The sequence below is a fragment of the Streptomyces sp. NPDC048664 genome, assembly GCF_040650555.1.
Classification (GTDB): domain Bacteria; phylum Actinomycetota; class Actinomycetes; order Streptomycetales; family Streptomycetaceae; genus Streptomyces.
In genome coordinates this window covers 18,723-37,149 of record NZ_JBEZHK010000002.1, presented here as the reverse complement: position 1 = coordinate 37,149, position 18,427 = coordinate 18,723, and the positions used below count along the sequence as shown (strand labels likewise).

Sequence of the window (18,427 nt, the reverse complement as noted above, 5' to 3'; positions counted from 1 at the left end):
CCCTAAAGGGATTCCACGGAAAAGTCCTATTTATCCATCTTGTGGATCGTTTGAACGCGGAGAGTGACGGACTGTGACGCCCGCGTGGGCCGCACCTGGCGGTGCCGCCCACGACCGGGGGCCTGCGAAGGCTCACGCCTGCTCGTCCTCGTACTCGTCCTCCGCCTCCTCGTCGTACTCCTCCTCGCCGCCCTCGCCGCCCTCGCCGTCCTCGCGACCCTCCTCGTCGTACTCCCCCTCGTACCCCTCTTCCTCGTCGTACTCGTCCTCCGGGTAAGCGCCGCCCTCCTCGTCCCCTTCCTCGTACTCCGCCTCCTCTTCCTCCATCGCCTCCTCGTGGGTGCGGACCACCTCGCCGTCCCTGATCTCGCCGCGCCAGCCGTCGGGGTCCTCGTCGGAGAGCGTGGCGTAGCGCTGGAAGTGCTTGGCGTCCAGCCGCAGTCTGCGTCCCTGGGCACGCCACAGGTTGCCGGTCTTCTCGAAGAAGCCCGAGGGGTAGTACTCGACGACCAGCACGATGCGCGTGAGCGTGGGCGTCAGTTCATGGAAGCTGACACATCCGCGGGTGGTGCCCTTGGCTCCGTCCGACGTCCACATGATGCGTTCGTCGGGGATCTGCTCCTGGATCGTGGCCTTCCAGGAGCGGCTGGAGGGGCCGACCTTCACCTTCCAGTCACTGCTCGTCTCGTCCCCCTGGGACACGCTGCGCACGCCCTTGGTGAAGGAACTGAACTTCTCGAAGCGGGTCCAGTGGTCGTAGGCGGTGCGGAGCGGGACGCCGACATCGATGTGCTCGATGATGGTGGTGACCTTGTGGCTGCCCGACTTGCGCCCCTTGCCGCCGCCGAACAGGTTCGAGACCTTCTCGGTCACGCTGTCCTTGACGCTCTTCGCCTTCTCGCCGAGGAATGCCTTCACGGGCGAGTCCCCCTGCAGCACACGTGCCCCGACCTTCGGGAGGACACCGCCGTTGTCGGCCACGTCCATCAACTGGTCGGTGAGGCCCTCCACTTTGCCGCCGGCCACGTCCGCCAGATGCTCCATCTGAGCACCGAGGTAGTCGGTGAGTTCCTCGCGCAGCCGCTCCAGGCCCGAGGACTGGTCCTGTTCAGACTTCTGTGCCGTCCTGGCCATGGCCTACCTCCGCCGTGTGGACGTCGACTTCGCGGCCGTCGATCTCTTGGCCGTGGTCTTCTTCGCAGTGGTCTTCTTGGCCGCCGCGCTCTTCTTGGCCGGAGCCTTCTTGGCGGTCGCGCTCTTCTTGGGGGCCGCCTTCTTCGCGGCGGTCCTCTCCGGAGCCGTCTTCTTCGCCGCGGCCTTCTTCGCGGGTGCCTTCTTAGCGGGCGCCTTCTTCGCCGCGGTCTTCTTGGCCGGGGCCTTCTTCGCCGGGGCCGCCCTCCTCTCGGGCGCCTTCTTCGCCGGCTCCGCCTCCTTCGCGGTGGACCTGCGCGCCGGCGCCCTGGGCGCCCTGGGCCGTCCTGCCTGGCGATCACCCCCGCGACGGTGCCTCCTGGGCTCCTCCCCCGCCTCCTCGGCACGATGGGCGGGACGCCGCCGCCTCGGCGCGGGACGCCGGGAGCGCGGTGCCTCTTCCTCGGGCTCCTCTTCCTCCTCGGGCTCCTCTTCCCCTCCCTCGTCCTCCTCGTCCTCAGGTTCCTCTTCCTCAGGTTCCTCTTCCCCCTCGTCCTCGAGTTCTTCCTCCTCCGGCTCGTACTCCTCCTCGTCCTCCTCGTCCTCTTCCTCCTCTTCACCCTCCTCGTCCTTCTCGCTCCCGATGCGAGCGGTCCGTTCACGCAGGGCGTCCGCGAGGTCGGAGAACTTGCGGTCGGCCGCGGCGGCGAGCGCCCTGCCGCCGGCGTCCTTCAGTTCGCCGCGCAACTGCTCGTTGAGGTCGGCCACTTGCGGCAACTCCTGGAGCCTTTTGAGGCCTTCGGTGAGCAGTTGCTGCGGCTGGAGGCCGAAGCGCCGGCCCGCGAGGTAGGTGGCCAGCCCGAAGGCGAGTCGTGCCTTCTTCGTACGGCCGAGCACGTAGCCACCGGCGACTGCGGCAGCGAGAGCGACTTTGGTCGAATCGTTCATGGGTGGATCCCTCCCGGTGAGCCGCTCGCGCACCCGGAGGGTGCGAGGCGATCAGGTGTCCATCGCGGCTCACTTGCTAGGGGTATATGTTGAAATAGTACGTTTGATTGGCATGGGAGCGCCGCTCCAACCACGGAGGTCGGAGTCAGGAACATGGCCGCGTCGGACAGAGACGGCACAGGGAGTGGCAGGCGGTCCCCCCGCCGTGACAGCGCCGCTCGCCGCTCGTCCGGCGGCGAGCGGCCTGCGTCCGGTAAGCGGTCGGCGGCATGGGCCATGCGGTCCGCGGCGGGCCAACTCCAGGAACTTCTGGGACGTGCTCCCGAATCGGTCTCCGCGATCAAACCGACGGATGACGGCTGGGAAGCGGAGGTCGAGGTACTCGAACTGGAGCGGATCCCCGAGACGACCAGCGTGATGGGCACCTACCGCGTGACGCTGGACGAGGAGGGCGACCTGGTGGCGTACGAGCGGACCCGGCGCTACACGCGCGGGCAGACGGACCGGCGCGGCTGAACCCGCGTACGCAGCCGCGCGCCACCGATCGAAACGGGGAGCGGTACAGCCGGACGCGCGAGGGGGGTGGAAGGGAGAAGACGCCATGACGATGGTGCCGCAGGGCGGAGGCGGTGTGTCGCGCGGGGGCGGACGCACGGGCAGCCTCTACGACGTCCTGGAACTGATCCTCGACCGCGGCCTTGTCATCGACGTCTTCGTCCGCGTGTCCCTCGTCGGTATCGAGATACTCAAGATCGACGCGCGCATCGTCGTCGCGAGCGTGGACACCTATCTGCGCTTCGCCGAGGCCTGCAACCGCCTCGACCTCGAATCCGGCAACCGACAGCCCGCACAGCTCACCGACCTCGTCGGCGAGATCACCGAAGGCGGCGCCAAGGGCAAGTCCAAAGGGGCGCTCACCGGTGCCGTCGAGGCCGTCAAGGACTCCCTGACGGGTGGCGGTGACGAGGACGAGGACGACGCGGAAGCGGACGAACCGGAGGCCGAGGAGGAATACGAGGAGGAGCCGAGGCGCCCGCGCCGCAGGTCGGCCCACAGGACGACGTCCCGACGCGCTCGCGAGAGGGAGTGACCATGGCCGTCTACGTCTACTCCGTCATCTCCAAGAGCCACCCGGCGTCCTTGGACGAACTCCACGGTGTCGGCGATCCCCCCGGCGACCTGCGCACGGTGACAGCGGGAGTGCTGAACGCGGTCGTCAGCGACGCACCCGCCGACCTGCGCCCCAAGCGTCGTGATGTCACGGCTCACCAGGAGGTCCAGGTGCGGCTCATGGCCGACGGGGCGGTGCTGCCGCTGCGGTTCGGGATGACGGCCGAGAGCGACGACGCGGTGCACGCCGCCCTGGAGGAGCACGCGAGCGAGTACGAGGAACGGCTGCGCGGGCTCGAGAGTGCCGCGGAGTACAACCTGAAGGCGTCCTGGGACGAGGAGGCGCTGCTGCGGCGGATCCTCCAGGAATCGGAGGAGGCCCGCCGGCTCAACGACGCGGGCCGCGGCGGCTCGGCGACGCCGCAGATGTCGTTGGAACTCGGCGAGATGGTCGCCCGCGAGGCCGAGGCCCGGCAGCAGGCGCTCGCCGCGGGCATCGTGGAGGCACTGCGCCTGCACACACGCGAGGACAGCGTCTCCCCGCCCGGGGGCCAGGACTTCCTGAACGTGTCGTTCCTGGTCGGCGAGGACGAGGAGGAGATGTTCCTGGCCACCGAGATGAGCCTGGCCAACCAGCTGGGCACGGAATGCGAACTCAGGCTGCACGGACCACTCCCCCCGTACAGCTTCGTCTGATCCGAGGGCCTGTCCGGGACGGCCGAGAGCCGAGGAGGTGCCCACCGATGGGGCTGCTCACCGAGATCCTGGCCCTGCCCCTCGCGCCCGTGCGCGGCGTGGGCTGGGTCATGGACCAGGTCGTCGAGACGGCCGAGCGCGAGTACTACGACCCCGAGCCCGTCGAGCGCGAACTGGCCGCGCTGGAGAAGGACCTGCTGGCCGGTCGCATCGACCAGCGCACCTTCGACGAGCGCGAGGACCTGCTCCTGGACCGCCTGGAGGAGATCGCGGCCTACTGGCGGGGAGACGACGCTCTCTGAGCGGGAAAGGGAGGCGACCGCGTGACGGACTCCGCTGCGGGCTCGCCCGCGAGCCGGCTGGGCTCGTATCCGTCCCGGGCATCCGCCCCGTACGGATACGGTCAGGGTCAGGGCTCGTCCGCGAACCTGGCCGACATCCTGGAACGCGTCCTGGACAAGGGCATCGTCATCGCCGGCGACATCCGGATCAACCTCCTGGACATCGAACTCCTCACCATCAAGCTGCGGCTGATCGTCGCCTCCGTCGACAAGGCCAGGGAGATGGGCATCGACTGGTGGGAGCACGACCCCTCGCTGTCCTCCCGGGCCGACGACAGGGCGCTGAGCGAGGAGAACCGGCGGCTTCGCGCCGAGGTCGAGGCGCTCAAGGAGGAGCGGGAGCTGTCGCCGGGCCGGCGGGAGCCGGGCTCCGCTCGGCGCCGTGGCACGCGGTCCACCTCCCCCGGGCGGCGGAGCGGAGCGGACGATGGGTGAACCGGTCGTCTACGCCTACGCCGTCCTCGGTGACACGGAAGGCACCGCCGGGGCGTTGGAGGGCGCGCGGGGGGTGGCGGGGGCGCCCGTCCACCTGGTGGGCGCGGGGGCCGGTGCGGACGGCGCGCCGGATTCCGGGAGTTCCCTCACGGCCGCCGTCAGCACGGTGCCCGCGGCCGACTTCCAGGAGAGCGCCCTACGGCACCATCTGGAGGATCTGGAGTGGCTGGAGTCCGTCGCCCGCGCCCACCACACCGTGATCGAGTGTCTCGCCGCGCACACCACGGTGCTGCCGCTGCGGCTCGCCACCGTGTATCTCGACGAGGAGCGGGTGCGCACGATGCTGCGGCGGGACGCGGAGGCGTTCTCGCTGGCGTTGCGGAGGTTGGCGGGTCACCTGGAATGGGGCGTGAAGATCTACGTCGAGTCGGGGACCGACGCCGTTCAGCCGAGCACCGGACCCGCCCCGGCCACCGAGGGGACGGCGGGCGCGGCCGACCAGCTCGGTCCGGGACGGTCCTATCTGCGCGCACGCCGTGCCCAGCGGCAGTCGCGTGAGGCGTTCCACCAGGCCGCCCGGGAGGCCGCCGAGCGTGTCGAGGCCATCGGCGCCACCATGGCGACGGGGCATGCCCGGCACCGGGTGCAGCAGGGGGAACTCGCGGGTGGCGCCGGGGAGAACGTCGTCAACGACGCCTACCTCCTGGCGCGGGAGAACGCCGAGGAGTTCCGCGCACGGGTCCTCGACGCCGGCCGGGGGCTGCCCGGTGTGCGGATCGACGTCACCGGACCGTGGGCACCGTACTCCTTCGCCGCACCCCCCGGCAGGGAGCATCCCGCCGAGGCGGCGGACCCGGCGTCATGAGTTCTGTGGAGCGGTCGCCCGGGGCCGAGCCGCTGGCGCAGCGTCAGGTGGCGCTCGTGGATCTGCTGGACCGGTTGCTGAGCGGCGGCGTCGTCCTCACCGGCGACGTGGTGCTGTCGATCGCCGACATCGACCTCGTCCGGGTGTCTCTGCGGGCGCTCATCGTCTCGGTGAGCGCCCAGAACCCGTCGCCCTGGCAGGAGCCCGGCCGGAAGGCCGTCCCCGGCTCGGAGGGCGCGTCGTGACGGACCCACCCGGCCCCGCGGACCGCCTCGGTGAGGTCGCCGACGCGGCGGCACGCGCGTTCCGGCTGCTGCCCGCCGTGCCGGAGGACATCGCGTCGGCGCAGCCGCGCCGGCCACCGCGCCCCGCGCGCCGGATCAGCGCCGACCCCGACACCGTGGAACGGGACCTGATCAGACTCGTTCTCACCCTGGTCGAGCTGCTGCGGCAGCTCATGGAGCGGCAGGCGCTGCACCGGGTGGACCAGGGAGACCTGAGCGAGGAGGAGGAGGAACGGCTCGGCGCCACCCTCATGATCCTCCACGACCGCATGAACGACCTGTGCGCCCAGTACGGCCTGACCATGGAGGACCTCAACCTGGACCTCGGTCCGCTCGGCACACTCCTGCCGCCCGCCGAACCGCCGGACTGAACGACCTCCGGACTGAACGTGCCGGATGAGCGCCGTTCAGCCGAGCACTCCGACCGCCTCCTGCCTGCGTACGGCGTCCACGGTGCCGATCTGCCGCCGGGCGCGGTCCCGCAGGTCCCGCAGCCGTTCCTCGTCCAGGCCCGAGTCCGGCGCGAGCGAGAGCAGCGTCTGCCACAGCAGGCTCTTGCCCTCGATGCCCAGGCGCAGAGCCTCCAGTTCGAGGACCTCGCTCAGACCCGAGCGCCGGTTCAGGTGACCGTTGAACTTGAGCAGACGCGCCTTCTCGGCGAGCAGGCCTGCGGCCACCTTGTACCGGTGCGCCGGTATCCCGAGGCTGTCCATCACCTCCAGGAGCGCCCGGCGGTCCTCCGCGATCTCGTCCGCCACCTTGCGCAGTTCGCCGCCGTGCGGCGACGCGCGGTGATGTTCCGCCAGGTGCCGCGACAGTCGTTGTCCCGCGGTCGCCCCGGCCAGATGGTCATTGAGATAGATCTTGAGAGCTCCCGGACTCATGGTGCCTCCTCAGCGGGGTCGCGCAGGGCTCGTCGAGTACCCGACCGGCGGTGAGGCACACGCCGCACGGTGCGGCTCGCCGGACACGAGCGGGGTGTATCCGTTCCGGCCGGGGTACTCGGGGTCCATGATGAGGATCGCTGTTGTTTTCGTCGCTTCGGGCGCCGCGGGGGCCATGACCGTCGCCTTCGTCGCGGGTCTCGTCGTCGTCGCGGCTCTGGTCTGGTCCATTCGCTTCGGGATCCGGGTGCGCCGCCGGGAGCAGGCTCCTTCCCGCACCACCCCTCAGGCCCGGCGTGGGCCCGCCTCCGGACCGGACATGGACTCCCGTGAGAGGAGGGAGCCCGAGGCGGTGCCGCGTGCCGAGCAGCAGGGCGATCGCCTGACACCGCACGACCTCCACTCCGCCGGGAGCAGGCGCAGCACCGATCAGAGGCGGCCGCGCTGGAACTCCGGATCCGGCGGGTCAGGCACCGGCTGAGGGTGCCTCGCCGGACCGGTCGGGGCCTCTTCGGTCGAGGCCGCCCTCGTCGCAGACCCTGCGGGCGACCTCACGGAGTTTGACGTTGTTCTCCTGGGAGTAGCGCCGCAGCACGTCGAAGGCCTGCTCCTCGGTGAGACGGTGGCCGCCCATGAGGATGCCCATGGCCTCCCCGATGACGTGGCGTGTGGCGACGGCCTGCTGCAACTGGGCGTCGGTGCGGGCGCTGGAGAAGGCGACCGCCGCGTGCGAGGCCAGCAGCCACCCCGCCGTCTCGCTGGCTTCGGTGAACGCGCCCGGACGGTGGGAGTAGAGATTGAGCGCGCCGAGATCCTCGTCCTCGGTGAACAGCAGGAAGCCCATCATGCTGCCCACACCCAGGGCACGGGCCGCGCGGGCGAAGCCCGGCCAGTCGGGCTGACGCTCGGTGAGGTCCGCGATGCGGAAGACCCGCTCGCCTTCGCGCCGCAGGGCGGCGTCGAAGCAGGGGCCCTCGGCGAGGCGTTCCTGGAGCCGGTCGCTGTCCGCGACGAACTGGTGCGTGGGCGCGAGCGACTTCACCTGCCTGCCGCGCAGGACGAGGATGCCCGCCGCGTCGCAGCCCTCCACCAGTCGGACCGCCGAGCGGGTGATCCGCTCCAGGGTGTCGTCGACCGTCTCCTGTGCGAGCAGATCCCTCGCCATGGCGGCCATCTGCTGCGCGAACGTACGCCAGTCCATTCCGTACCGCCTCTCCTCGGACCTCGGCACCTGTCCTGGCGTGCCGTCTGCTCGCCCACGCCCCCTTCACACGATCATGGTCCGTCGGATCGGTCGTCCGGGCCCGCGACCCGCCCGCGTGCCGCGCGCGCCGCCATGACCCCTGCGCCGCCGTGCTCTCGCGGGGGTCATGGCGGCGGCTCGGTTCAGCGGACCGTCACGTTGAAGACGGGCGAGGCGGTGGAGCCGTTGACGATGCGCAGGTCGTTCTTGCCCTTCAGGCCGAGCTTGACGCCCAGCGAGTAGGAGCCGCCGCGCGCGACGGGCGTGGAGGCGGGCAGGGTGACCCACGCGCCGTGCTGCTTCTGCTGAAGGGTCACCTTGCTGCCGGCGGTGAGCCCCGTGGTCTTGCCCGTGACCCGGAACAGCTGCCAGGCGCGGACGGAGGACACCGAGGGGGCGGCCGTGATGGTGGCCTTCACCGCGGGAGTCTTCGCGGCCGGGGTCTTCGCGGCCGGGGCCTGGTGCGCGGCGGCGGACGACGTCGCGTGCGGGGCCGGGGTCGGGGTGGACGCCGCCATCGCCGTGCCGGTGAGGGCCAGGGAGGCCGCGCCGAGGGTGCCGACGACGGCCGTACGCAGGGAGCGCCGCTTGGAGATCATCACTATGTGTCCGTTTCCATGTCGAGATTGTCGTTTAGCACCAAAGGGGAGCTACCTGCCGATTGGCGCAGTCACAAGAAATGACGACAAGACCGACCAATGCGTTCATCGGCGTCATGTCGCTGTCTTGTAACAGCGGAAGCGGAACGCGGACGCGAGGCTGCCGGGCTCTGGCGCACCCCCCGTCTACGCTTCTCGTGACGCGCCGGCGGGCCTTGCGGCGTGCCTGGCATCCAGCGGTCGGACTCGCCCCATGAGGTGGTCGTCACATCGGGGAAGTCCTCTCCTTCCGGGAGGGCGACGCATGCCGCGACCTCCCCGGCCTCGCGTGCACCGCGCCGCCGCGCTCACGGTGGGTGTGGCCGCCGTGCGGGCCGTGGCGGTGGTGGTGCCGCTCACGGTGGCCGCCGGTCTCGGCCGTCCGGCCGTCGGGGCGGCAGGCTCCTTCGGGGCGTACCTGATGGTGGCGGCGTTCTCGTCGCTGAGCGGCAGGCCGCGCGGCACGGTCCTTCTCGTCGGCGCCCTCGGACTCGGTCTCTGGGCGGCGGCCGGCGCGCTGGCCGCCGCCCTCCCCTCGGCCCTGGTCGCGGGTACCGCCGTGGTGGCCGCGCTGCAGGGGCTGTGGGAGGTCGCGGGCGGTCCACTGCGCATGGCCGCGTCCATGGCCGCGCTGTCCTTCCTGCTGGCCGAGATCAACCTGGCCCCGGGGGTCCGCTGGTGGCAGTACGCGGCGGGCTTCGCCGGCGGCGCCCTGTGGCAGGCCGGCGTCATCGCCGTCACGGGCCCGGCGTCCGGGCCGACTCCCGCCCGCTGCGTGGCGGACCTGCGGGCGCGGGCCCGTGAGGGCGCGCCCTATGCGACCACCGTGGTGGCGACGGGGGTCCTCGGGGTCGCCACGGCCTGGTTCCTGCCCATCCCCCATGCCGTGTGGCTGGCGACGTCGGCGCTGCGTGTCACCAAGCCGGACACCGTGACACGGCACGGCCGGGCACGGGACCGGGTGGTGGGCACGATCGGCGGGGGCATGATCGCCGCGCTGCTGCTGACCCCGCCGCTCACCGTGCCGCAACGCGCGACGATCGTGGCGGTGACCCTCTGCGCCATGCACCTGGCCGGGGCCGCTCACTACGGTTGGTGGACGCTGTGTCTGACCGTCGTGGCACTGTCCTTCGACATGCGGCACGGCGCGGGCGACTGGCAGTTGGCCGCCGTGCGCATGGGCCTGACCGTGGCCGGAGCCGCACTCGCCCTCGCCGTCGGCGGCCTCACGGACCGGTGCGGGGCCCGGCCCCCTCCCTGACGCGCCGGCGGCGCGCGCCGGTACGGCCCGAAGCCGTGGTGGCCCCTCAGCCGGGGCGGTGCAGCAGGACGTATCCGAAGGTGTCGGCCACGGTGGTGTAGCCGCCCGCGCGCGCCGCGTCCAGGGCGGCCCGCTCCTGCGGAAAGGTCTGCGGCCAGCGCAGGTTCGCGGGCACGAACGTGTCCACCAGGATCCACTGCGGGTTCGGCCTGCTGGCGTACCAGCCGAAGAGACTCACCGTCGTGCGGTTGCTGAGCTGCGGCACCAGATACGTGGACGCCTGCACGGTGGCGCCGTCGGGGATGAGGCGCATGACGGCACGGGCCGTACCGATCCTGATGTCGTCGCGCCAGGTGGCGGGCTGGAACAGCTGCCACATCGGGAAGTTCGGCAGCAGGAGCAGGGCGACCCCGCCGACGCCGACCAGATGGCGGCGCAGGCTCGCCGCGCTCGGACGGCGCTTGATCAGCGCGTCGATGAACGCCGCGAAGAAGACGGTCATGACCACCAGGGAGTAGTGGTATCTGGTTCCCCAGTCGGGCGAGTAGTTGGAGGCGAACCGCCACAGGAAGGTCGGTACGGCGACCAGGGCCAGCGGTGACCGCACCGCCAGGAACAGCACCGGGGCCAGGCAGAACAGCAGGGTGGTCGCCTTGTCCAGCGGGGTGACGAGCCCGAGCGTCGCGTGGTCCAGCAGGCCGAGCAGGCCCCCTCCCCTGCCGACGGCGTCGATGCCGAACCAGTGCGTGTAGGAGCCGGTGGTGTTGAACGAGGGGATGATCACCAGCACCGTCAGCAGGGCCGCGCCCGCACCGATCCCGGCGGTCACGAATCCCGTCCGACGGGCGCCGCGCCGGGCGATGAGCAGACCGATGACGCACACGGCCATGCCCAGGTCCTCCTTGACCAGCAGCAGCGGCAAGGACCACAAGGCCGCCGCGCGCATGCGGCCCTGGCCGAGAGCGGACAGGGAGAAGGCCAGCAGCGGGGCCGCGAAGGCCACTTCGTGGAAGTCGAAGCCGATCGCGCTGGCCACACCCCAGGACAGGCCGTAGGCCGCGCCGATGACGAGGGCTGCCGGCTGTCCGAGGGACCGCCGGGCCCACCGGGCCAGCGGGACGACACTCAGCGCCACCAGGGCGGCTTGGGCCACCAGCAGGGTCTTGGCCGTCGGCCACACCAGGTAGAACGGGGCCAGCAGGGCGAGGATGGGTGAGAAGTGGTCGCCCAGGACCGGGGAGTCGGGGCCGTTGAGCTCCGAGACCGGAAGGCGGCCGTGCGCGTAGGAGCGGACGGCCTGGTCGAAGATGCCCAGATCGAAGCTGTTGGAGAGCATCCGTTCCTGGGTACGCAGCCCGACCAGCATGTACATGAAGCACAGGACGGCCGCGAGCGTCCAGATCTGCCACCCGACGCCCCGCGCCTCGTCCGGCGAACCGGCATCCGCCTCCCGTCGCGGTGAGCCCACCTTGGGCCGGGGAAAGGTGCCGGAGGAAAACGCGTTGATGACCATGTCTGCTCTCTGGTGATAGGGGTCGAGCTGTTCACCGTGGTCCGGTCCTGGACGCGCGGGCCTCGGCCGCCTACCCGGCGGTCGCGCCGGTCCCGGTCCCGCGCCGGGCCTGCAGGCGCTTCTCGACGGAGAACCTCCGGTTCTTGCCCACCTGTTCGCGGATGGCGTCGGGCAGGTCACGCATCGACAGCAGCTCGTCGCACGCGACGATGGACCGGTCGTGGGCGCCCACCCAGTAGGAGGTGATCGAGTACTCGAACAGGAGCCCCCATCGGTACACCCAGGGCTGCGTGAACAGGATGTCCTCCGTCGGCATGGGCTTGCGGATCGCATGGCCGAGCAGGGCGTACGCGGTGTGGTGGCGCCCCATCATCCGCAGCCGCGAGGCCATTTCGTAGCACGCCTCGAGGCGCTGCGGGCGGGTCTCCCACGCCTTGGTGAAGGCCTCGGCGGCGTGCGGCCAGTCGGAGGCCGCCGCCTTGAGGATGCCGACCTGCACCAGGGAGAAGTACACCTCCTCCACCCAGCCGCCCATGGCGGCACGACGCTCGTACAGGTCGATCGCCTCGGCGTTGCGGCCCAGGTCCCGCATGGTCTGCGCCAGGTAGAACACGGTGCGCGGGTTGTCGGGGTCCCGCTGGAGTTCCAGGCTCAGCAGCCGTGCGTCGCGCTCGAACTTGTCGTGCTTGGAACCCCCGTCGCCGTGGTCGCGGATGACCAGGGCGTCCAGGTTCTCGCGGGTCGCGTCGCGGTCGCAGGTGAGGTACTCGTGGGTGACGCCCTCGTACCGCCACGGCAGGTCGCCGCGGACCAGGCGGGGGATGCGGTACGACGTGTCGCCCTCGTGGCGCAGCATGTACGAGTCGGCCGTCAGGGAGGGCAGCCGGCCGGTCTGCAGCACTTCGAGGTCCGCGTCCACCAGCAGCAGGTAGTCGGCCTTCCCGAGGGCGCGCTGGATGTTGCGCGTCCGGTTGTGCCCGAAGTCGACCCAGGGTTCCTCGTGCAGTTCGCCCGGGACCCCGTCGAGCGCCAGGCGGATCATGTCCTGGGTGCCGTCGGTGGAACCGGTGTCGGTGATGACCCAGGTGTCGATGACGCCCTTCGCCGCGGCCAGGCAGCGTTCGATGACCTTCGACTCGTTCTTGACGATCATGCACAGGCAGATGGTTGGCTTCATGAGGTCTCCTGAAGAGTGCTGCCGCCCGCGGCGGTCGACTACCGGACGGTCACGGATTCGATGACCACGGGCTTCTTCGGCCTGCCGTCGAAGGAGCCGTCGGCCGTGCCGTTCCCCCCGATCCGCTTCAGGACGTCGAGGCCGCCCACCACCGTCCCGAATGGCGTCCACGCCTGCGCCATGCGGACCTGCGGGTCGGCGTAACTGATGAAGAACTGGCTGCCGTTGCGACCCGGGACGACTTTGGACATCGCCACCGTGCCGGCCTTGTAGGTGGCACCCGCGAGGTTCTCGTCCCCGAAGTAGTAGCCGGGGTCGGCCGTCCCCTTTCCGGCCGGGTCGCCGCACTCCAGGACGAAGATGTTCCGCGTGGACACGCGGTGGCAGGCGCTGCCGTCGTAGTAGCCCGCGCGGGCCAGGTGCACAAGGGAGTTCGTCGCGCAGGGCGCGGCCTCGCCGAGCGTCTCGAAGGTGATCGCGCCCATGCTGGTGGCCAGCTTCACGGTGTACGGCCTTCCGCGCGCCGGCGGGGCGGTGGAGGGCAGGGGCACGCGCTTGTGCGGGTCGCTGAGGGTGTACGCGCAGGATCCCACCTTCTGCGACAGGGGCTTGAGGTCGGCGCTCTCCTCGGTGACCGTGACCGCGGCCCACGTCAGCGCCCCGAACCCGAGGGTGACGGCCAGTGCCGTGGCGGCGCCCGCGACCAGCCTCGGCCTCGCGGGGCGGGCCGGGCCTGGCGCGGGGATGCCGGTGCGGCTCCGCCGCTCGTGCTCGACGGCGTGCGGCTCCTGCTGCGGCTCTCCGCCAGACATGCTCATTCAGCCCCACTAGGTAACGATATGCCCTGATTCGCGCTGGGAGCGTAGCCACGGTCGGCTTCCACGAAGGGCTGCAACGCCGATCTCTGACGAAATGTCAGGCATACGGTGGGGTCGTCGAGGGGGCCGCGATCGGGGGCCGCCGGCCCTGTCCAGGCTGCTGAAATGTACAGCCGATTGATCGACAAGCAGCTTATTTCAGTGATGCCTTCGATCACGTTAAGCGTATTTTCAGTCGTTTTAGGCGACAATCCACCCCATCGCTCCCTGCCGGGAGCGGCATGTCCCTGCGCGAAGGTAAGGCGATGAGCACACGAGCTGGACAGGGCTCCGACAGGGCACGTCGACGGCGCATGTGGGGCGCCGTGGGAGGCGTGACGCTGGCGACCTCGGTTCTGTCGATGCCCGGACTCACCGGCCTGGTGACCGCGGCCGACGCCGCGACGGCCCAGCGCCCGTGCAAGGACGACGACCACGGCCGGGATCACGGGCATCGCACGGTCCCGGCGCCGGCGGGCGGGTGCGACGGCGGAAGGACCGGCCACACGGGGCCCACCGGGGCGAGGGGTCCCACCGGCGCGACGGGTCCCACCGGTGGGACCGGCGCCTCGGGGGGCCCGGGCGTCACCGGCTCGACCGGGGCCACGGGCCCCACCGGACCGACGGGCCCGACCGGCACCACGGGCAAGCCCGGCTCGACCGGAGCGACGGGCGCCACGGGCGCAGGAGCCACGGGACCCACGGGAGGCCCCGGACCCACAGGAACGACCGGCGCCACAGGCCCCACCGGCGCAGGAGCAACAGGCCCCACCGGACCCGTAGGAGGCCCCGGAACCACCGGCGCCACAGGCCCCACCGGCGCAGGGACAACAGGACCGACCGGACCCACCGGAGGCCCCGGAACCACCGGCGCCACAGGCCCCACCGGCGCGGGCGTGACAGGACCCACCGGGCCGACAGGAGGCCCCGGACCCACAGGAACGACCGGTGCCACGGGCCCGGTCGGCCTCGGCGTCACTGGACCGACCGGCCCGACCGGCGCCACGGGCGAACCCGGCACCACCGGGCCCACGGGACCCACCGGCGCAGGGGCAACAGGCCCGACCGGCCCCACGGGAGGCCCTGGCGCCACCGGCACAGGCGGAGCCACGGGCCCCACCGGACCGACCGGCTTCGGCACAACAGGACCCACCGGACCGACCGGCACCACAGGCGAACCCGGCACCACCGGGCCCACCGGGCCCACCGGGCCCACCGGCGCAGGCGCGACAGGACCCACCGGTCCCACGGGAGGCCCCGGCGCCACCGGCGCGAACGGAGCCACAGGCCCCACCGGAGCGGGCGCAACAGGCCCCACCGGACCGACAGGAGACCCTGGCGTAACCGGAACGACCGGCGCCACGGGCCCCACCGGCTTCGGGGCCACCGGGCCCACCGGGCCCATCGGAGACCCCGGCGTCACCGGAGCAACCGGAGCGACGGGCGCCACCGGCGCGGGTGCAACCGGGCCCACCGGCCCGACGGGAGGCCCCGGCGCCACCGGCACAGACGGAGCGACAGGCCCCACGGGCCCCACCGGCTCGGGCGCCACCGGCCCCACAGGCCCGACCGGCACCACGGGCGAACCCGGCACGGTGGGACCCACCGGCCCCACCGGCTTCGGCGTCACCGGACCCACCGGCCCGACCGGCACCGCCGGCGAACCCGGCTCCATCGGACCCACGGGCCCCACGGGCGCAGGCGCAACAGGCCCGACCGGACCCACAGGAGACCCCGGCGCCACCGGAGCAACCGGAGCCACGGGCGTCACCGGCGCAGGCGCGACAGGGCCCACCGGACCCACAGGAGACCCCGGCGCCACGGGAGCGACCGGCGCCGCAGGGGCTACCGGTGCTACCGGGGTCCCGGGGGCGACCGGCGCCACCGGCGCGGCAGGAGCGACAGGTGCCACCGGAGCCACCGGAGATCCGGGTGCGACGGGCGCCACGGGTGCCACCGGTGCGACGGGAGACCCCGGCGCGACCGGCGCCACGGGCGCGGCCGGAGCGACGGGTCCCACCGGCGCCGCCGGGACCACGGGCGCCACCGGAAGTAACGGGACCACCGGCCCAACCGGCCCGACCGGAGCCACGGGCCCGACCGGAGCGACCGGCCCAACCGGGGCCACCGGAACTGACGGGAACAGCGGAGCCACCGGCCCAACCGGCCCGACCGGAGCCGACGGAGCCACCGGCGCGACCGGCGCCACGGGCCCGACTGGAGCGACCGGTCCCACCGGAGCCACGGGCGCCACCGGAACTAACGGGAGCACCGGAGCAACAGGCCCAACCGGCACCGACGGAGCCACGGGCCCGACCGGAGCGACCGGCCCCACCGGCCCCACCGGGGCCACCGGGGCCACCGGGGCAACGGGAACTGACGGGAACACCGGAGCCACCGGCTCGACCGGCCCGACCGGCCCGACCGGCGCTGACGGAGTCACCGGCTCCACGGGCGCCCCCGGTAGCACGGGTGCCACCGGTACCACCGGGGCCACAGGTGCGACGGGGGCGGGGCTTGCCGCGGTCGTTCAGCGGGACGGGGTGCCGGTGACGCTGGAGAACACCCAGTCCGGTCAGTCCAACGCTGACTGCGCGGCGGGCGAGCTCGCCGTCGGCGGCGGGTACACCCTGACCAGCACCGATCTCATCGTCACCAGCACCGTCAAGAGCAGCACCAGCGAGACCTGGCTCGTGGACGTCACCAACAACGGTGCCACGGCCACGTTCACCGCCTTCGTGATCTGCGCCCGGACGTCGTGACGTCGTCCGCACGCAACCGGTGCGGCGTGCCCGACAGGGCGGGGCTCAGGAGGTGTTCTTCCGCGTCAGGTCGTACAGGGTCGCGCCGCCGACGGTGACCTTCTTGAAGTTCGACGCCACCCAGGAGGTGATCGTGGTCGAGGAGCCGGTGCCGCCGCTGATGAAGTAGTGGATCCTTCCCTGGGCCACCAGCTTCTTGAAGGCGGCCGGAGTCGGGGACGGGTCGGTTCCGTTGAACCCGCCGATGGCCATCACCGGCTTCCCCGTGGCGAGTTGGTACGCGGCGGTGCTGTGCGTGCTGACTCCGGCCGCGACCCAGGTGTACCGGCCCGCGTCCTGCTCCAGCAGGGCGGTCACCTTGCTGTCGGCGTTCTCGCCACCACCCGGCCCACCGCCGGGCATGCCCTCGCCCCGGCCGACCCCGGGCGGAGCCTGTCCCCCACGGCCACCGCCGGGCACCTGGCCCCCACCGGGACCACCGGGCGGCATGCCGCCACCGGGCATACCCGACCCTCGGCCTTGACCCAGGCCACCTGGCCCCAGCCCCTGGCCCTTCCCCTGGCTCCGGCCGGGCCCGCCCCGGCCCATCCCGGGCGGGAGGCCGCCGCCGGGGCCGCCCGACCTCGCGGTCGAGGCGGGGCCGGCCGTCGGCATGCCGCCCTTGTGCACGGTGGTGAGCGTGGTCACGGAGTAGGCGAACGGGCCCGCCAGCGAGGCCGCCAGACCCAGCCCGGCGATCCCGAGGACCGCACGGCGTCCCCACCGCGCGGCGAACCGCAGGCTCAGGGCCGCGGCGAGCCCCCCGCACAGCACGAACCACTTCAGCGGGCCGTAGTGGCCGGTGCGTCCGAGGAGGACGTACCCCCACACCGCCGTCGCGGCGACCGCGGCGCCGAGCACCACGAGGGCCCACCTGCCGGCGCGCGCCCGCCACAGGGCGACCGTGCCCATCCCTACCAGGGCGGCGATGTACGGGGCGATCGCGACGGTGTAGTACGCGTGGAAGATGCCCGACATGGAACTGAAGACCGCGGCGGTCGCCAGCAGCGCGCCGCCCCAGGCGAGGAACGCGGAACGGGCGATGTCGGTCCGGCCGGCCCCGCGGGTGAGGACCAGGCCCGCGACGAGCAGGATCAGCGCGGCCGGCAGCAGCCAGGACACCTGCCCGCCCAGGCTGTCGTTGAACAGCCTGAGCGCCGAGGGCGAACCCGTGCCGCCGATGCCGCCGCCACCGGCACCACGGCCACCGGGGCCGCTACCGCCGCCGCTGACCCGGCTGAGGCCGTTGTAGCCGAACGTGAGGTTGAGGAAGGAGTTGTCCGTCGAGCCGCCGATGTAGGGGCGCGAGCTAGCGGGCCACAGCTCGACCAGCGCCACCCACCAGCCGCCCGCGACCACCATCGCGAGCCCGGCCGCCAGCAGCTGCCCCAGTCGCCCGCGCAGCGTGCGGGGGCCGCACACCGCGTAGAGCACCGCGAGCGGCGGCAGGACGAGGAACGCCTGCAACTGCTTGGCCAGGAAGGCGAAGCCGACGGCGACCCCGGCCCCCACCAGCCACTTCGTGCGCCCGTCCTCCAGCGCGCGCACGACGAGGTACACGCTCAGCGTGAGCAGCAGCGCGAGCAACGCGTCGGGGTTGTCGTAGCGGAACATGAGCGTGGCGACCGGCGTCACCGCGAGCGTGCCGCCGGCCAGCAGTCCGGCCGCCGGGCCGAAGTGGCGCCGTACGGCCGCGTACAGCACGGCCACGGTCGCCACACCCATCAGCACCTCGGGCACGAGGATCGACCACGGGTTCACGCCGAAGAGCCTCACCGACAGGTCCATGGGCCACAGCGAGGCCGGCGGCTTGTCGACGGTGATGGAGTTCGCCCCGTCCAGCGAGCCGAAGAGGAACGCCTTCCAACTGCTGCCGCCCGCCTGGACCGCTGCGGAGTAGAAGGAGTTGGCCCATCCCGAGGCGCTGAGGTTCCACAGCTGGAAGAGGCCGGTCACCAGGAGCAGCGCCAGGAGCGCGGGGCGGCCCCAGCGGGGGTCCTCGGGCCTGCCCCGCCCCATCCGGGCGAGGCGGGAGCCGCCGGCTGCTCGCCCGCGCGCGTGCGCCTCGCCGTCCGGCGCGGTCGGGGGCGGTGCGCCGTACACGGTCCGTGGGGGGTGGGGTGTCGTGGTCATGCGTCTTCCTCGGGGTGGTGGTGGTCCGGGGCGGCCGTGCGGGAGGGGGCGGGTTCAGGGGCAGGGGTGCATGCCCAGATGCTCGTGGAGCGTTCTGTCACACGGGTGTG

The 18,427-nt window shown here is 72.2% G+C and carries 20 protein-coding genes; 11 read left to right on the top strand and 9 right to left on the bottom strand.

The annotated features are described in order from the left end of the window. Nucleotides 1-132 precede the first annotated feature (132 nt). Complete coding sequence (locus AB0C59_RS02040) at nucleotides 133-1,134, bottom strand: SRPBCC family protein (RefSeq protein ID WP_363000197.1); 1,002 nt, start codon at nucleotides 1,132-1,134, stop codon at nucleotides 133-135. Between the two features lie 3 nt (nucleotides 1,135-1,137). Beyond that, the gene (locus AB0C59_RS02035) at nucleotides 1,138-2,079 is read right to left on the bottom strand and encodes a histone H1-like repetitive region-containing protein (protein ID WP_363000196.1); all 942 of its coding nucleotides are present in this window, start codon (nucleotides 2,077-2,079) and stop codon (nucleotides 1,138-1,140) included. 153 nt (nucleotides 2,080-2,232) lie between these two features. On the opposite strand from AB0C59_RS02035, the gene AB0C59_RS02030 reads away from it, so the two are divergent. From AB0C59_RS02030 to AB0C59_RS01995, 8 genes are all read left to right on the top strand, one after another. Then, the gene (locus tag AB0C59_RS02030; protein WP_363000195.1) at nucleotides 2,233-2,595 is read left to right on the top strand and encodes a gas vesicle protein; all 363 of its coding nucleotides are present in this window, start codon (nucleotides 2,233-2,235) and stop codon (nucleotides 2,593-2,595) included. Between the two features lie 85 nt (nucleotides 2,596-2,680). Then, nucleotides 2,681-3,169, top strand: coding sequence for a gas vesicle structural protein GvpA (locus tag AB0C59_RS02025; RefSeq protein ID WP_363000194.1), 489 nt, complete (start codon nucleotides 2,681-2,683; stop codon nucleotides 3,167-3,169). A gap of 2 nt (nucleotides 3,170-3,171) precedes the next feature. Next, nucleotides 3,172-3,885: a GvpL/GvpF family gas vesicle protein gene (locus AB0C59_RS02020; RefSeq protein WP_363000193.1), complete on the top strand. Its 714-nt coding sequence runs from the start codon at nucleotides 3,172-3,174 to the stop codon at nucleotides 3,883-3,885. A gap of 47 nt (nucleotides 3,886-3,932) precedes the next feature. After that, complete coding sequence (locus AB0C59_RS02015) at nucleotides 3,933-4,187, top strand: gas vesicle protein GvpG (protein ID WP_363000192.1); 255 nt, start codon at nucleotides 3,933-3,935, stop codon at nucleotides 4,185-4,187. Nucleotides 4,188-4,244: 57 nt separating this feature from the next. Next, nucleotides 4,245-4,661, top strand: a complete 417-nt coding sequence (locus tag AB0C59_RS02010) for a gas vesicle protein (protein WP_363000599.1) — start codon at nucleotides 4,245-4,247, stop codon at nucleotides 4,659-4,661. After that, a complete protein-coding gene (locus tag AB0C59_RS02005) occupies nucleotides 4,654-5,526 on the top strand; it encodes a GvpL/GvpF family gas vesicle protein (RefSeq protein ID WP_363000191.1) in 873 nt (290 codons plus the stop codon). The genes AB0C59_RS02010 and AB0C59_RS02005 overlap by 8 nt, the downstream gene beginning before the upstream one ends. Next, entirely contained in the window at nucleotides 5,523-5,771 is a 249-nt protein-coding gene (locus AB0C59_RS02000; RefSeq protein WP_363000190.1) for a gas vesicle protein, read from the top strand. Before AB0C59_RS02005 ends, AB0C59_RS02000 begins: the two co-directional genes overlap by 4 nt. Further along, nucleotides 5,768-6,181 (top strand): gas vesicle protein K, encoded by a 414-nt coding sequence (locus AB0C59_RS01995; protein ID WP_363000189.1) that lies wholly within the window; start codon nucleotides 5,768-5,770, stop codon nucleotides 6,179-6,181. Before AB0C59_RS02000 ends, AB0C59_RS01995 begins: the two co-directional genes overlap by 4 nt. Nucleotides 6,182-6,217: 36 nt before the next feature. On the opposite strand, the gene AB0C59_RS01990 is transcribed toward AB0C59_RS01995, so the two are convergent. Continuing rightward, nucleotides 6,218-6,694, bottom strand: a complete 477-nt coding sequence (locus tag AB0C59_RS01990; protein ID WP_363000188.1) for a hypothetical protein — start codon at nucleotides 6,692-6,694, stop codon at nucleotides 6,218-6,220. 127 nt (nucleotides 6,695-6,821) lie between these two features. Between AB0C59_RS01990 and AB0C59_RS01985 the strand changes: the two genes are divergently transcribed. Continuing rightward, entirely contained in the window at nucleotides 6,822-7,175 is a 354-nt protein-coding gene (locus AB0C59_RS01985; RefSeq protein ID WP_363000187.1) for a DUF6479 family protein, read from the top strand. Here the strand turns inward: AB0C59_RS01985 and AB0C59_RS01980 are convergent. Both AB0C59_RS01980 and AB0C59_RS01975 read right to left on the bottom strand, forming a co-directional pair. Next, the gene (locus AB0C59_RS01980; protein ID WP_363000186.1) at nucleotides 7,161-7,895 is read right to left on the bottom strand and encodes a GAF and ANTAR domain-containing protein; all 735 of its coding nucleotides are present in this window, start codon (nucleotides 7,893-7,895) and stop codon (nucleotides 7,161-7,163) included. The two genes, AB0C59_RS01985 and AB0C59_RS01980, sit on opposite strands and share 15 nt — an antisense overlap. A gap of 185 nt (nucleotides 7,896-8,080) precedes the next feature. Further along, nucleotides 8,081-8,536, bottom strand: a complete 456-nt coding sequence (locus tag AB0C59_RS01975; protein WP_363000185.1) for a hypothetical protein — start codon at nucleotides 8,534-8,536, stop codon at nucleotides 8,081-8,083. Between the two features lie 304 nt (nucleotides 8,537-8,840). Here AB0C59_RS01975 and AB0C59_RS01970 point away from each other — a divergent pair, with 304 nt between their 5' ends. Then, nucleotides 8,841-9,836, top strand: coding sequence for an FUSC family protein (locus tag AB0C59_RS01970; RefSeq protein ID WP_363000184.1), 996 nt, complete (start codon nucleotides 8,841-8,843; stop codon nucleotides 9,834-9,836). Between the two features lie 46 nt (nucleotides 9,837-9,882). On the opposite strand, the gene AB0C59_RS01965 is transcribed toward AB0C59_RS01970, so the two are convergent. The 3 genes from AB0C59_RS01965 to AB0C59_RS01955 form a co-directional block, all read right to left on the bottom strand. Continuing rightward, complete coding sequence (locus tag AB0C59_RS01965) at nucleotides 9,883-11,349, bottom strand: DUF2079 domain-containing protein (RefSeq protein ID WP_363000183.1); 1,467 nt, start codon at nucleotides 11,347-11,349, stop codon at nucleotides 9,883-9,885. 70 nt (nucleotides 11,350-11,419) lie between these two features. Beyond that, nucleotides 11,420-12,526, bottom strand: coding sequence for a glycosyltransferase (locus tag AB0C59_RS01960; protein WP_363000182.1), 1,107 nt, complete (start codon nucleotides 12,524-12,526; stop codon nucleotides 11,420-11,422). 38 nt (nucleotides 12,527-12,564) lie between these two features. Further along, a complete protein-coding gene (locus tag AB0C59_RS01955) occupies nucleotides 12,565-13,338 on the bottom strand; it encodes a peptidylprolyl isomerase (RefSeq protein ID WP_363000181.1) in 774 nt (257 codons plus the stop codon). A gap of 2,594 nt (nucleotides 13,339-15,932) precedes the next feature. Here AB0C59_RS01955 and AB0C59_RS01950 point away from each other — a divergent pair. Continuing rightward, nucleotides 15,933-16,145, top strand: a complete 213-nt coding sequence (locus tag AB0C59_RS01950) for a hypothetical protein (protein WP_363000180.1) — start codon at nucleotides 15,933-15,935, stop codon at nucleotides 16,143-16,145. 45 nt (nucleotides 16,146-16,190) lie between these two features. On the opposite strand, the gene AB0C59_RS01945 is transcribed toward AB0C59_RS01950, so the two are convergent. Beyond that, entirely contained in the window at nucleotides 16,191-18,317 is a 2,127-nt protein-coding gene (locus AB0C59_RS01945; protein ID WP_363000179.1) for a glycosyltransferase family 39 protein, read from the bottom strand. Between the last annotated feature and the right edge of the window lie 110 nt (nucleotides 18,318-18,427).

Bases quoted from the DNA above. Each gene is read 5' to 3' on its own strand.
- AB0C59_RS02040 (WP_363000197.1), bottom strand. From the start codon at position 1,134: ATGGCCAGGACGGCACAGAAGTCTGAACAGGACCAGTCCTCGGGCCTG.
- AB0C59_RS02035 (WP_363000196.1), bottom strand. From the start codon at position 2,079: ATGAACGATTCGACCAAAGTCGCTCTCGCTGCCGCAGTCGCCGGTGGC.
- AB0C59_RS02030 (WP_363000195.1), top strand. From the start codon at position 2,233: ATGGCCGCGTCGGACAGAGACGGCACAGGGAGTGGCAGGCGGTCCCCC.
- AB0C59_RS02025 (WP_363000194.1), top strand. From the start codon at position 2,681: ATGACGATGGTGCCGCAGGGCGGAGGCGGTGTGTCGCGCGGGGGCGGA.
- AB0C59_RS02020 (WP_363000193.1), top strand. From the start codon at position 3,172: ATGGCCGTCTACGTCTACTCCGTCATCTCCAAGAGCCACCCGGCGTCC.
- AB0C59_RS02015 (WP_363000192.1), top strand. From the start codon at position 3,933: ATGGGGCTGCTCACCGAGATCCTGGCCCTGCCCCTCGCGCCCGTGCGC.
- AB0C59_RS02005 (WP_363000191.1), top strand. From the start codon at position 4,654: ATGGGTGAACCGGTCGTCTACGCCTACGCCGTCCTCGGTGACACGGAA.
- AB0C59_RS02000 (WP_363000190.1), top strand. From the start codon at position 5,523: ATGAGTTCTGTGGAGCGGTCGCCCGGGGCCGAGCCGCTGGCGCAGCGT.
- AB0C59_RS01990 (WP_363000188.1), bottom strand. From the start codon at position 6,694: ATGAGTCCGGGAGCTCTCAAGATCTATCTCAATGACCATCTGGCCGGG.
- AB0C59_RS01985 (WP_363000187.1), top strand. From the start codon at position 6,822: ATGATGAGGATCGCTGTTGTTTTCGTCGCTTCGGGCGCCGCGGGGGCC.
- AB0C59_RS01980 (WP_363000186.1), bottom strand. From the start codon at position 7,895: ATGGACTGGCGTACGTTCGCGCAGCAGATGGCCGCCATGGCGAGGGAT.
- AB0C59_RS01975 (WP_363000185.1), bottom strand. From the start codon at position 8,536: ATGATCTCCAAGCGGCGCTCCCTGCGTACGGCCGTCGTCGGCACCCTC.
- AB0C59_RS01970 (WP_363000184.1), top strand. From the start codon at position 8,841: ATGCCGCGACCTCCCCGGCCTCGCGTGCACCGCGCCGCCGCGCTCACG.
- AB0C59_RS01965 (WP_363000183.1), bottom strand. From the start codon at position 11,349: ATGGTCATCAACGCGTTTTCCTCCGGCACCTTTCCCCGGCCCAAGGTG.
- AB0C59_RS01960 (WP_363000182.1), bottom strand. From the start codon at position 12,526: ATGAAGCCAACCATCTGCCTGTGCATGATCGTCAAGAACGAGTCGAAG.
- AB0C59_RS01955 (WP_363000181.1), bottom strand. From the start codon at position 13,338: ATGTCTGGCGGAGAGCCGCAGCAGGAGCCGCACGCCGTCGAGCACGAG.
- AB0C59_RS01945 (WP_363000179.1), bottom strand. From the start codon at position 18,317: ATGACCACGACACCCCACCCCCCACGGACCGTGTACGGCGCACCGCCC.